Here is a 13,975-nt window from a genome sequence, read left to right on the forward strand (position 1 = left end):
GGACTAGAACTAAATGTAGAGAAAAGAAGAATCGCCCAGCTCATAGGAAGCTGGGCGCTATTAAGTGTTTACTTAGCTTCAACCTCAAAATGACGATTAAAGAAGTCAGTAATGGTTTGATGCAAGTGGGTTTGTACTTTTTTGCCACGTAAGCTGTGTTTCGAGCCTGGATAAGTCATCATTTCAAATGGCTTAACCTCATCCTGCAACTGTTTAAATAGTTTAGTTGCATGGGTAAATAGTACGTTATCATCCGCCATACCGTGATAGATCATCAGCGGGCCTTTTAGTCCATCAGCATAAGGGAAAACCGCGCTTTGCTCATAGCCCTTGGCATTTGTATCTGGGTGACCAAGGTAACGCTCAGTGTAATGCGTGTCATATAGAGACCAATCGGTTACTGGCGCACCAGAGACACCGGCTTTAAAGTAGTCGCCAGCTTTAAACATTGTCATCAGCGCCATATAACCACCATAGCTGTGACCATAAATACCGATACGCTCAGGGTCGACGTACTCTAGCGTACGCAAGAACTCAACGCCTTTAATTTGGTCAGCCACTTCCACTACACCTAAGTGCTTGTAGATTGGATCTTCAAACTTTTTACCACGGTTATATGAACCTCGGTTATCTAATTGGAAAATCACATAACCTTGTTGTGCAAGATATTGGAAGTACAAGTTTTTGCTACGCCAGCTGTTGGTTACGCGTTGCGCGTGAGGGCCGCCATACACGTTCACAATAACCGGATATTTCTTACCGTTTTCAACCTTTGCTGGCTTAAATAAGCGGTAATACATGGTTTGACCATCTTCCGCTTTAAGTGTGCCATATTCTGGCGTAGCTAGATTGCTCAAATAAGGCGTTAATGGATGTTCGTTATTCAGCGCATTTTCTTCAAGCCAAGTAACAAAGTCACCATTCACTTTTCGTAGCGCAACCGCTGGTGGACGGTTTACAGAAGAACTTTTATCGATAAACGTACGGTTATCTTTTGCCAGTACGACACTATGATAGCTGCCTTTTTCGGTAATACGTTTTGCATCGCCATCTTTAAAAAGTGGTACGCTGTATAGGTGGCTTTCAAGCGGCGTGTCTTTGCGGCCGGAGAAGTATACGATGCCTTTTTTCTCATCAATTCCCTGAAGGCTCTCAACAATCCAATCGCCTTTAGTGATTTGGCGCACCAGTTGACCATTGGTTCTGTACAGGTAAAGGTGTTTAAAGCCATCGCGCTCAGATGCCCAAACGAAATGCTTTTTGTCCTTTAAAAATTCAAGGTCAAAGTGTAGGTTAATCCAAGTATCACTGGTTTCGGTTAGGGCGACTTGCTGCTTTTTGCTTTTAGTATCGTAAAAGCGCAGTTCCAGTTTTTGCTGTGAGCGATTTTGCCACTGGTATGACAATGTTTTATTGTCTTTTAACCAATTTGCACGGGCAATATAGATATCTTTATCTTCGCCTAAATCAATCCAATCCACCTTTTGGTCATTGATCTTTACAACACCTAATTCAATCTCAACGTTAGCAGTCCCAGTGTATGGGTATCGTTGGTTGAATAGCTTGACCTCTTCGGCATAGATTTCGTTACGAATGGCTTCTTGAACTGGGCTTTCATCAATGCGAGTAAAAGCAATTTGTTGCTCATCACCCGACCACCAGTAACCCGTCATGCGGCTCATCTCTTCTTGGGCAACAAACTCAGCCATGCCGTTTTTAATTACACCACCGCCGTCTTTAGTTAATTGCGTTTCTTTGCCTGACTTGAGATTGATGGTATAGAGGTTTTGCTCACGAATAAATGAAACAAAGTTACCTTTTGGTGAGAAGCGAGCGTCGGTTTCGAATGCTTCAGTTTCCGTTAGTTTCTTGCTCTTACCTGAAGCGATTTCATAGTAGTACAAGTCGCCATTGAGTGGGAAAAGTAGCGCTTTGCCATCTTTTGACCATTTGTATTCTAAAATACCACGGCCAAAAATACGTTGACGCTCACGTCGTGCTTTTTCTTCATCTGAGAGGTTCTCTGGGCCAGAAAATAGCGCCGCAGAATCTACCAACAAGCGGTTGGTATTGTCTTTTAGATTGTATTCCCAAAGGTCGTAACGGTTATAGTCTTCTTTTTTACCTTGAAGATAAGTAACACGAGAACCGTCAGGAGAAAATTGCAGTTTTACAGGCGCTTTACCTGAAAGAGAGGGGTCGTCAAAAAGTCGCTCTAGCGTTAGTTGCTCTGCGCTAGCGGTGACAGAGGCAAGTGCTAATGGAAGGGCGATGGTGTAGTGTTTAATGCGAGAGTGCACGGTAGCCACCTTGTTATATTTTTAAAGTCTGATCGGATGGTAATGAAGCCGCTTTGCAATAGCAACAAATTCGGATAGAGTGCCGAGTAAATAGGATTTAAAGAACTTCACTATGTCATTTGAATTAGCTAAAGAATTACAACGAGACTGTATCTTAATTACCGAGTGGCCGCTGTGTAGGGTATTGTTAATGAATGACTCACAATACCCTTGGTTTATCTTAGTACCTAGGGTTGTGGGCGCGAAAGAAATTATTGATTTACCTGAGTCGCAGCAAGTTCAATTTTGGCAAGAATCGGCCAAGCTCAGTCGTTTGTTACAAGACACTTTTACCCCAGATAAATTAAATGTGGCTGCACTTGGTAATATGGTGCCGCAACTACATGTGCATCACATCGCACGATTTAAAACCGATATTGCATGGCCAAAACCCGTGTGGGGACTCTATCCAGCAAAACCTTATAGTGATGAGGAAATTGCAAAACTAAAAACAAATTTTGAATAGATGTATATCACTTCGTAACTACCGTTTAGCGTTAATGAATAATGGTGGCGTACGTTACGAATATCGAGAGAATTAATTCAATAGGTACTCAATATTGCGCAGGCCACTTAAGCCTGCGTATCAATTAATTGAGTTTCTTGGCTTTTTAAAAAGCGGATTGCTTTTTCTTGATATTCTTTAATAAAAGATTCGGAAGTGATGAGCGCAACAGTTTCTTGTTNGCTCTTGAGCATACCCTAACACACCATGAAAAGAGCGGTAGTTCTCTTCCTCCATATTTCTGGCTTCATCTANCTGACTGCTCATAAAATTGTGAAATATTGATTTTTTCATCAGGCTTTATTCCTTGCTTCTCATAATTTACCCCTTCCAAAGAGCCCTTAACAGACATCACATCATACCAAAATGTATCACGTAAACTTCCCGTATTACCACTGGCACGTTCTATATCAGATTCTAAGGTTCTAATCGCATCAACAACATCGTAAAATTCATTGAGGGACATATTGTCAAAATCAAAACCTTCTGGATTTAATAGCGCATTGTAAGGTGAACTATTGGGAATATCACCAGTGTAGGCTGCAATAGCATTTGACTTGTCAGACGGTTGCTGTACTTCATCCCCCTTGGGGTTGGCAGCTTCTGATGGTGCTTTTGCTTGCGTAGTAGCAGGCTTTACAGGTGCCATAGTCAGTGATGCAGAATGAATGCGAAAGTTCATTGTCACAAAAACTCCTTTTTGTTTTAACAATGTTTGGTTTGTATCGGCCTTGTTCTTAATTTACTTTAGGTGATTTTGCGATTTTTATTCAACTTACATTGTAACGCGTTGAGTCATGCCATAGGCTTTCAGCTTGTCGCTTTAGTCACTATGGCATGGTGTTCTAGTTCGTACTAGAGTCCTAGCACCTGCTTACCTTGCTTAAAGGTAACATCGACAGGAATGTTTGCTTTAGAAAGCTTATCTAGGTCTTTTTGTAGTTCTTCTTTGATATCGCCGTGCGTGGCGATTAGTTGATCGACTTTTTGATAGTCGCCGTCACCTTGTAGCGTTAGGATAAGGTTAGACAGTTTCTCCATCGCTGCGCCCATCTTCTCCATATTCACTTGATATAAGCCGTCCGTGTTTTTAGAGAATGCACCTTCTTCTTTAAAGAAGTTAAAGCGGATCATATTCGCCTTACCGTGTGCACTAGATGCACCAAAGCGCACTGAGCGGAAGATTCCCGCCATAAAGGTGATGTAATAATCCTCAAGCGTACCTTCGGTGATCTCGCCTTTTTTAAGTAGTTGCTCAACCATGTATAGGCCAAGAATATCGGCTTTGCCTTCTTCAAGCGCACTGGCGTGTTCTTGCAGTGATTGGCGCACAGTACCTTTACCTGTAATGGTATTCTTAATACCTAGTCCATGGGCGACTTCATGGAACATGGTATTAGCAAAGAAAGCATCAAAGGTGATGTGTTTACGTTGCTCCGGGACGATAAGTTGGTCAGCAATTGGTACTAAGATCTTATCGAATTTTGCACGCATAGCGTTTTTAAGCTGTAGGCGACGCGTGCCTTTTTGGAGTTGCACTTCTTCGTCATTTGGCAGGTTAATCGCAATAGTTTTACTACCAGCGTTTGAGTGGCCTGCATAATAAATGACGTCATATGCGTTTAGGTCGGCGTCAGAGCCTGGCACTTCTTGCTTGTATTTATCATCAACTGGCAAGCCAGTTTGTAGCTCAGGTAAAAAAGCGGCAAACTTAGCGAGACGCTCACTCCATGCCAAGTCTTTAATTAGAACGTAAGATTCAAAAGCGGCGCGATAGCCAAATAGCTGGTCTTCATAGGTTTCAATTGGGCCAATCACCACATCAATCGGGTTATTTTTCATGTCCATCCAAGCAAAGTCAGACGCTTGGTAGCTATTATTGACTAATGCATCTGCGCGCAAGTTTAAGTAGTTTGCAAACTCTTTATCTTGTGCCAGTTTACTTGCTTGGCGTAAAAGCTCTGCGGCTTTATCCAATTCAGCTTTATATGCGGATGAGTAAGAAGTGCTGTATAGCTTGCCGTTCTCATCGCGGCGGATGACAGAGTACAGTCCTGTTTTATCTTTTACATCGGCGTTATTTAGCTCGTCTTTGGTGATGTCGCTTGGGTAAAATTCTGCACCCAGTGCTTTTTCTTCAAAGCCAGAAAGAAAAACTTGGTCGCCATTTAAACGATCCCAAGGTCCATAGTTAATATCTGCGAATTGGCGTACTTTTTCGTCTGAGATTTTGCTTAGGAATGTTGCTTTGTCTTCGCCGAATGCTTGCTGCCAAAATAAATCATCCATAATAACCGAAGCGTCGATGAGTAAAGCTAGCATCTTTTTCTGGTTATCGTTTAAGTGACTCAAGTCTGTTTCGAGTGTTACTGGGGTATAAATATCTAGCCGGTCTTGAGATGCATTAACGAGCTTATAGCCTGATTGTTTTGTATCAACTTGTGCTTGCTCAGTTTGTGCACTAGGTTTCTCAGAAGAGGTTGATGGCTCAGAGCAGCCTGTTAGGGTGAGACCTGTTGCAAGCGCGATTGCAACCGAAATCATTGAGTGTTTCATAATGCTCCCTTGTTGTCTTAATTATGTGGCGATCACCTTACACGATTTTGTATCACAATACTTAGTTAACTTAGGTTGGCGTGTGATACGCAAGCTGCTGTTAACGTGAAAGGTCATCATTTGTGTCCAGCTATGGGTCATCTTCAGTATTTTTGCGGCAAGGTTTGCCACAAAGCACCATATGCTATGAATTCTAACTTGCTAATTATTGAGGGTATATAAATAAAATATTATTTTATTAGATTTTCTTAACTTTATCCGAAAGTTAGACAATACTTACGTCATAGATACTAAAAATCAGCAGTGTGACCTCCAGCAAGCAAGTGCTTACTTTTGCATAAGCTTACGCTTGTAGTCGGGTCTTTTATTCAGTTATTAAGGGATTTGGTTTCATGTCTACAGAAAATGCTTTGCTCACGATTCTAACTGACAGAATCAATAACGACACCTTGGTATTGCCGACATTACCTGAAATCGCAGTGCGGGTAAGGCAAGCGGCAGATGACCCTGAAATTAACTTGATGCAGATGGCTGATGTTATTTCTCACGACCCAGCCCTTGCAGCACGTATGATCAAAGTTGCCAACAGCGCTTTTATGGGCCGTTCGGTGAAGGTAAACACCCTAAACCAAGCAGTAACTCGTATCGGTCTCAGACAAATCAAGAATATAGCGACTGCAATGGCGATGGAGCAGTTATTTGTTTCTAATAACAAACTTATCAAGACTTACATGGACAAAGCTTGGCAGAAGACGTTAAAAGTCGCTTGCCAAGCGATAACGACGATGGACTTTTATCTCCGTGTCAATAAGCACACTTCGCTCAACAGAGATACAATCACGTTGGCCTCTTTGGTGTTCAATATCGGTGTTTTACCGATTTTGACGGAGGCCGAACGTCACCCTGAAGTGTTTGCCAATCCAAGCTTTTTGGCTCATGCAATCCAGAAATTAGGCGGTAAGATAGGTGGTGCAATAATGCGTGAATGGGAATTCACCGACGAGTTTGTTGAAGTCGCAGAAAGCTGGGCAAATCCTAATTATCGGCCTGAACATGTCTGTTATGTCGACTTTATTCGTGTGGGTGCAATCGTAGAAGGTATTTTACAGGTGTCTGATAAGTCCGCAGCATTAAAACAGTATGAAGAAAAGGGCGTTATTAAGGAGGTGAACATGTTTGCCGATGATACTTATTTAGGTGTACTCGAAGACGTCAAAACAATGTTTGCTTAGCGCCTTTTGCTTCCTTTGAATACAAAGACCTCTGTTGAGGTCTTTGTCGTTTAAGGCAAAACCTCTGCTCGGGGCTTTCTAAATATTTTGCTTATCCGAGCACCTGTAACAGAAATCGTTAAGCCACATAAAATAAAACCACCCCCAATAGCTTCCATTAACATCAACTGCTCATTAAGTAATAAGGCTGAGCCTACAATGCCGACAATAGGGATTAATAAAGCAAAAGGCGTCACTGCTGCGGCCTTGTGATTTTTAAGTAGCCAACCCCATATTGCGAATGCAATCAGCGTCGAGATATAACCCACATAGGCAATAGATAGCCAAGATTGTGTTGTGGTGTTCAGTAGTAAGGTCAATGGGGCGTCAGTTTCAATAAAATAAGACAGTGTAAAAAGTGGCAATGGCGGCACTAGGCTTACCCAAACAATAAAATGGAGTAAATTCACGTCTTGCAGGCGCTTCATGATGAGGTTTGAAAACGACCAAAATAATGCCGCGAACAGAATGAGTACCGCGCCCAATATCGTCGTTGCCCCTGACGAGTTGATAAAAAACAAACCAAAGCCAAACGTTGCGATGCTGATCCCCACCACTTGAAAGCGATCCATGGTTTCCTTTAACAACAAAACACTTAGCAAAATCGTGAAAATGACTTGGGCTTGTAGCAGCAAAGAAGCAATGCCGGCTGAAGCATTTGATTCCATCGCAATAAATAGCAAGCTAAACTTAAGCACACCTAAAAATAGCCCAACACCGAGTACGTTCCATACCGACGTGTTAGGAAAGGGAATGAAAAATACTGCAGGGATCGCGACTACCAAAAAACGCAAGCCTGAGAATAAAATAGGAGGCAACTCTGCTAGGCCAAATTTAATGGCCGAAAAGTTAAGCCCCCAAATGATCACTACCATCGAAGCCAATGAAATGCTTTTTACATTCACGTGCGTCAAACTCCGTTTAGTTGTACGAGTTACCGTTTTCGGGTATCGGACTATTGGCGTAAATTGTCTTCGATGCCTGAAATTCAGGTTAGCAAAGCGTTACTGCCAAAACCGGGCTCCTATCATGCCATTGAAGAGTAAATAAAGCGCGACAAATGCGTTGGTTAATGCAAATAAAGTGTCGAGCCAGTAACTATACGCTCGCACTTGAGTGCGTGCAATCTGCTTGCTATTGGCGCAAAGTGACCTTGTGAAGATAGCGTATTGAGCTGGATAAAGAAAAATTGATAGCCATATCCGCTATCAATTTTTCGTACCCAAAGCTCAACGGACTATAGATGGTAAAATTAAGACTCTAGGCCTTCGTCGTCACCAAGACCTTTGGTTAGATCTTCTAACAACTCTTTGATTTCTTCCGATACCAAAATAAAGTCAGCATCAAGTTTAACGGCTAGATCTTCTTTAGGGATATCTGCATTTTGGTCTTTAAGTGCTTCTGCATAGCTTAAACGTTTTAATGTGCCATCGTTTTGTAAAACGAACTTCACGCGCTCACGCCAATCTAACGCGAGTTTAGTCACACGTTTACCGTTTTCTAGGTGCGTTTTGATTTCGTCTGATGAAAGGTCATGTTGTTTTAACTTGACTTGAGCACCGTTGTCGTCTGGTTCTTGCAACTCCGCGTCGGTGCCTATTGCAAAGCCTTCAGGTGCACTAAACTCGGTGAGCCAGTGTGTTAGCTGTAAGTCTAAATCATAGTTTGCAAACGCCGGTACAACAGGAAGCGTGCCCAGAGACTTACGCAGTAGTGCAAGTAGTTCTTCCGCTTTATTGAAGCTGGCACTATTTACAATCACCCAACCTGATTTTTGGTCGATAAAAGCAAATTGTAGGCTCGATTTTTTAAACGCTTGAGGCAATAAAGTGGCTAGGATATTTTCTTTAATATCGTCTTTTTCTTTTTTCTTTACCGGACGATTTTCTTGTTGCTCTATTTGCTCAATTTTTTCGGCGACCATTTCATTGACTACGGCTGCAGGAAGCACCTTTTCTTCGCGCTTAGCACAAACTAAGATACTGTCTTGAGAAAAATGAGAAAGCATCTGACCATGTTTACCGAAGGCTTTTGTCCAGCCAAAAGTGGTCATGTCTTGGCTACCACAAGGACGAAAAATATCCTGCTCGAGTGCTTTTTCGAAATCTTCTTGTGCGTAAGTTACATCTTGTTTGAATTTGTAGCAGATTAAGTTACTGAACCACATAGAAATATGCCCGTCTGGAATAAAATTGCGGTCATCATAGCAAAAAGGTCACAGCTTGTATTCCACTAGATGATGTTTGGTGGTGGGGGAGATATCTTGCGCCAATACGCCACTTTGCAGTATGGCGTATTGGACGCTTGTTGTGCTCTAAACTTGGTTAGCTAAACATCGCCATTGGTTTTTGTAAGTCTTTTGGGAAACTGATGTAGTAGGTGAGGCCTTTGCCTTCTTCACTATTTACTTCGATATCTCCATTCAAGGTTTGTTTTACGAGGTTTAAGGTAATATGGGTACCAAGCCCACTGCCACCTTGATCGCGCTTGGTCGTAAAGAAGGGGTCAAACAACCGGTCTAGTTGGGCTTTACTTACGCCCTTGCCGTTGTCTTTGTAGACGATATTTACCATACCATTGTCTTCTTTAATCTTAATATCTATTTGTCCTTGGTCTTGATTTTCAAAACCGTGGATCAAAGAGTTCATGATAAGGTTAGTGAATATTTGGCTAATTGCCCCAGCTGGTAAATTTAGCGTCATGTCTTCAGGGCATTCAACATTCACTAGGTGATGAGTCTTCTTCAATTTTGGATGCAATGAGCGGATCACTTCACCGAGGTATTGCTTCAGGTTAATGGTACGAACCGCTTCACTGGCTTGATCGACTGCAATTTGCTTAAAGCTTGCGACAAGCTCCGATGCGCGGTCTAAATTGGTGGTAAGTAGGCTGGCACTTTGCTTTGCTTCGCTAATGAATTCTTCTAACGCTTTTGGTGATAAAGTTTTTCCGTTGTAAGCCGCCTCAAGTTGATCTAAACGCTCCTGTAAGAACGACGTCGCAGTCACGCCAATACCAACAGGTGTGTTAATATCGTGTGTAATACCGGCAACGAGGCCACCAAGAGCCGCCATTTTTTCAGAGCCCACTAAGCGCTCTTGAGCCATATTTAGCTCGTCTACGTATTTCTCAAGCTCTTTTTGTTTAGTTAGTAGTTCTTCTTCTGTTTGTTTTCTTAAATCAATCTCTTCTGTGAGCGTTAACTTCTGCTTTTCTAATTCATATTTTTGTTGCTGAAGATCCATCATCGCTTGGCTCAGGTTTGAGGTCTTACGTGCGACTTCTTGTTCCAACTGAATGTTATGTTGATCAAGTTTTTCATTGCTGATCAAAAGCTCTTTTTGAGTTTGATCGAGCTTTTTACGATATTCGGAGACCTTGTCAATTAGCTTATTGAATGCCTCTTCCATGATCTTTAGTTCATTGCGCTCTTTAGCACCAATATCTATCTTATGGCCATCAACGTTGTCGACCTCAAAGTCTTCAATTTGCTCGGTGAGGTCGCTTAATGGTTCAGTAAGTAGCTTTCTGAAGGCAATTAAAAATAGAATAATCAAGAATGTTGTCTTGATCATCGCATTACCTATCAAAAAGTAGATAGAGATCATGATGCGACTAAAGACCACCTCTCGGCTAGAAAATAATGTTACGTCGCCGACTTGCGTTGCACGTCCCGAGAATTCAAAAATCAACGGAAATGTATAACCAAATAAACCGGATGGTGTATCTTCGATTATTGCTTCTTCTTGAACAAGCTGTTGGCTATACAGCTCGTGAATATCTAGTGAGCGGCCAAGCTGTGAAATAATTTCACCGCTGTCATCACGTACAATAATTCCTTCGATCATGGGGATCGCAAGTAGCCCCTCAGCCGTAGTAACGGTCTGCTTCGTATTGAGTTCCCATATGGCACGGGTCAAACTGCGGCTAAAGGTTTTTTGCAGCATAGTAAGTTCATTGCGAATATAGTCTTTGGTATTGACGTATTCGGCAACGATTTGACCACATGTGACGACAAAGGTTAGAAGGAAGTAAACCGACAGCACATTGGTGAGCAATTTTTTTGAGAGGCTTTTTTGCAGCATGAATTAAGCTGAGCTCCTACGGTAAGTTCATCGCCTTTGTATAATCTGTTTTTAAAGTTAGCCAATAAATGGTTAAAAATAAATAATTATCTTCATTAATTATGCTTTTTAGCGCCTTACCTAGGAAAGTTTAATGTGTTATAAGATAGCGATATCCAGTGACCGTTTTATTAACGATAGTACAAGACTGACCACTTTATGAGTTATTCCGTCTTAGTTTGCGATGATTCGGCTGTTGCCCGTAAACAAGTCATTAAAAACTTACAGAGCAAATTAGACCTGACTTTGCATCAAGCACAGAATGGCCAGCAAGCGATTGATTTACTGAAAACTCAGCAAATAGATTTATTGTGCCTGGATTTAACCATGCCAATACTTGATGGAATTGCTGTGTTAGAGGCAATAAAAACACACCGAATTGAATGTTTTGTTGTGGTTATTTCGGCAGATATTCAGGCCAAGATGAAAGAAAGAGTAGCAAATTTGGGGGCGTTAGGGTTTTTAGAAAAACCGGTTAAAGCAGAGCAGTTATTAAGATTATTACATCAGTTTGGTATCCGATAACTTATCTATGCAAATTACAAATGTCACTATTAAAAAATTGCATAATCTATTTTACTCTTTCGTATTGACAGCGTGGCTAAACTTCAGGCACTCTAAAATTATGAAAACGAATATTATTACTACGACCATTATTACAACCACCATCCTAACGGGATAGTGGCATAGGTCGGTGCGAGTTTGAAAAAGGCCTGTGTTCACTAAGAACACAGGCCTTTTTTGTTTTTGGAGTGAGGAAAAATGATGCGAGTACTAAAGTTTGGAGGGTCTTCCCTCAAAGATTTTGCCTGTTTACAAAGAGTCAGAGAGCTAGTTAAAGACCATGGCCAACAACAAGCGCTTATCGTGCTGTCGGCTCCCGGTGGCATGACTGATCAGCTCGTTGAGCTTGCTGATTTGGCTGAGCGAGGGGAAGCGTTTGACTCCCAGTGGCTGTCATTTACTTCCCGCAGCCAAGGCTTATACGATGAAGTACAAGCGGTGTACGGTGGTGTTGTAGATTGGCCTGACTTTGAATTACTGAAGAATAAATTAGATGGGGCTAAGTTACTGGGACATTGCCCAGACCAAGCAAGAGCCTATGTCATTAGTTTTGGCGAACGCATTAGCGTTGCGCTGATGGATACTATGCTGCAATCGGACTCCGTGGCGCTCAGTGCCGATGCTTGTGTAAAAACGCAGGGCGGGTATCTTGATGCCGAAGTTGACCTTAAGCTAAGTAAACTATGTTTTGCAGAGTTGGTGCGTGCCCAAGCGTCGCGTTTTTATATCATGGCAGGATTTACGGGAAGCAATGAAGCGGGCGAGCTGACAACGCTTGGTCGCAATGGCTCTGACTACTCTGCAGCTGTCGCAGCTGCGTGTTTTGAAGCTGAAATCTGCCAAATCTGGACTGACGTTGATGGCGTTTACAGTGCAGATCCTCGCCTGATAAAGAAAGCGACTAAGGTCGACGTGCTATCCTATAAAGAAGCGATGGAGCTATCTTATTTTGGCGCTAAAGTGCTGCACCCAAAAACCATTTTACCTTGCGCCAAAGCAGATGTGCCTTGTGAAATTAAAAATACGCATGACCCAGAAGTGCCGGGTTCACTGATTTGTGCTCAGGGCGGCGGAGAAGCTCCCGTTAAAGCGCTTTCGAGTCTTGATAGACTGGCTATGTTGACCGTTGCAGGACCTGGGATGAAAGGCAAGGTTGGCATGGCTGCTCGGGTCTTTTCTGCACTGGCAGCAGATAACGTATCCATTGTACTTATTACGCAATCTTCTTGTGAATTCAGCATCAGTTTCTGTGTCCATGAGCAAGACTTAACACTTGCGCTGGTTGCGCTTGAACAGGCATTTGAGCTTGAAACGCAAGCAGGTTTAATCGACCCAATTGAAGTGCAGCGTAACCTTGCTATCGTGACTTTGGTTGGTGATAACATGAAAGCGCACAAAGGTCTTGCGGCCAAATTTTTTGCGTCACTTGCACAGGCGCAGGTGAATATTGTTGCCATTGCGCAGGACTCAACGGAGAGTTCGATTTCGGCGGTAGTTGATGGTGAACTTTGCCAAGATGCAGTAAAAGTGTGTCACGAAAACTTTTTCACGCACGTTCCGTCCATCGATGTTTTCTTGATTGGCTGCGGTTTAGTGGGTCAAGAATTAATGAAGCAGTTTCATAAGCAGCAAGCATGGCTTGAAAAACGCAATATACGCTTGAACCTTTATGGCATTGCAAACTCAAGTAAGTGTTACTTAGACCCAGAAGGCGTACCGTTTGATAACTGGGAACTGGCGCTTGAGAAAGCGGAGTCGGGCTTTGATTTACAACAGGTGAGTCAGTTTGTTAGACAAAATCATTTAATTAACCCAGTGATTGTCGATTGTAGTGCTGCTCAGTTTGTTGCCGATGGCTATTTAGATTTTCTTAATGCGGGCTTTCATGTCGTTGCGGCTAACAAAAAAGCCAATACTGGCAGCTATGAATATTATCAGTCATTGCAGCAGGCTGCACTTGCTAAGCGCCGTCACTTTCTATACGAAACTAACGTTGGGGCCGGACTCCCTGTATTAGACAACCTTAAATTGCTGTTTGGCGCAGGAGATGAACTGCTTTCATTCAGTGGTATTTTGTCTGGCTCGCTATCGTATATCTTCGGTGTATTATCAGATGGTTTATCGCTATCGGAAGCGACAGAGAAAGCCAAGCAAAGCGGTTTTACAGAGCCAGATCCGCGCGATGATTTATCTGGTACGGATGTCGCACGTAAGCTGCTTATCATTGCCCGTGAATCGGGACTGCCGTTGGAGCTCAGTGATATTGAAGTTGAATCGGTATTACCTGAAGGGTTTGCTGAGGGCGCCAGTGTTGATGAATTTATGGCGCAATTACCGCAATTAGATGATGCTTTCGCAGCGCGTATTGCGGCGGCCAAAGCACAAGGCCAAGTGCTACGCTATGTCGGTTCAATTGTTGACGGTAAATGCCGCGTTGGCATTGAAGCGGTAGATAAAGAGCACGCTTTGTACGATATTCGTGACGGTGAAAACGCACTGGCTATTTTAAGCCAATATTATCAACCAAAGCCTTTTGTGATCAGAGGTTATGGCGCGGGCGCAGAGGTAACCTCTGCAGGCGTATTTGCTGATATCCTAAAAACGCTGTCGAGGTAG

The 13,975-nt window shown here is 42.6% G+C and carries 9 protein-coding genes; 4 read left to right on the plus strand and 5 right to left on the minus strand.

Annotation, left to right across the window (positions count from 1 at the left end; genetic code table 11):
- Positions 1–68: 68 nt before the first annotated feature.
- The gene (locus tag CKO50_RS19975; RefSeq protein ID WP_095729583.1) at positions 69–2,300 is read right to left on the minus strand and encodes a S9 family peptidase; all 2,232 of its coding nucleotides are present in this window, start codon (positions 2,298–2,300) and stop codon (positions 69–71) included.
- Between the two features lie 112 nt (positions 2,301–2,412).
- Between CKO50_RS19975 and CKO50_RS19980 the strand changes: the two genes are divergently transcribed.
- A complete protein-coding gene (locus CKO50_RS19980; protein ID WP_095729584.1) occupies positions 2,413–2,805 on the plus strand; it encodes an HIT domain-containing protein in 393 nt (130 codons plus the stop codon).
- A gap of 894 nt (positions 2,806–3,699) precedes the next feature.
- Here the strand turns inward: CKO50_RS19980 and CKO50_RS19990 are convergent.
- The gene (locus tag CKO50_RS19990) at positions 3,700–5,400 is read right to left on the minus strand and encodes a Zn-dependent hydrolase (RefSeq protein WP_095729585.1); all 1,701 of its coding nucleotides are present in this window, start codon (positions 5,398–5,400) and stop codon (positions 3,700–3,702) included.
- A 392-nt stretch (positions 5,401–5,792) separates the two neighbouring features.
- Between CKO50_RS19990 and CKO50_RS19995 the strand changes: the two genes are divergently transcribed.
- On the plus strand, positions 5,793–6,632 hold the full coding sequence (locus CKO50_RS19995; RefSeq protein ID WP_095729586.1) for an HDOD domain-containing protein: 840 nt from the start codon (positions 5,793–5,795) through the stop codon (positions 6,630–6,632).
- Positions 6,633–6,682: 50 nt separating this feature from the next.
- Here CKO50_RS19995 and CKO50_RS20000 read toward each other — a convergent pair whose 3' ends face one another.
- The 3 genes from CKO50_RS20000 to CKO50_RS20010 form a co-directional block, all read right to left on the minus strand.
- Complete coding sequence (locus CKO50_RS20000) at positions 6,683–7,576, minus strand: EamA family transporter (protein ID WP_095729587.1); 894 nt, start codon at positions 7,574–7,576, stop codon at positions 6,683–6,685.
- A 347-nt stretch (positions 7,577–7,923) separates the two neighbouring features.
- Positions 7,924–8,838 carry a recombination-associated protein RdgC gene (rdgC, locus tag CKO50_RS20005; protein ID WP_010606126.1) on the minus strand — a complete coding sequence of 305 codons (915 nt, stop codon included), beginning with the start codon at positions 8,836–8,838 and terminating at the stop codon, positions 7,924–7,926.
- A gap of 157 nt (positions 8,839–8,995) precedes the next feature.
- A complete protein-coding gene (locus CKO50_RS20010; protein WP_095729588.1) occupies positions 8,996–10,756 on the minus strand; it encodes a sensor histidine kinase in 1,761 nt (586 codons plus the stop codon).
- Between the two features lie 198 nt (positions 10,757–10,954).
- Between CKO50_RS20010 and CKO50_RS20015 the strand changes: the two genes are divergently transcribed.
- Positions 10,955–11,320, plus strand: a complete 366-nt coding sequence (locus CKO50_RS20015; RefSeq protein ID WP_095729589.1) for a response regulator — start codon at positions 10,955–10,957, stop codon at positions 11,318–11,320.
- 240 nt (positions 11,321–11,560) lie between these two features.
- Positions 11,561–13,975, plus strand: coding sequence for a bifunctional aspartate kinase/homoserine dehydrogenase I (gene thrA, locus CKO50_RS20020; protein WP_095729590.1), 2,415 nt, complete (start codon positions 11,561–11,563; stop codon positions 13,973–13,975).

The sequence above is a fragment of the Pseudoalteromonas sp. HM-SA03 genome (assembly GCF_002289345.1).
In the GTDB taxonomy this organism is placed as follows: Bacteria; Pseudomonadota; Gammaproteobacteria; order Enterobacterales; family Alteromonadaceae; genus Pseudoalteromonas.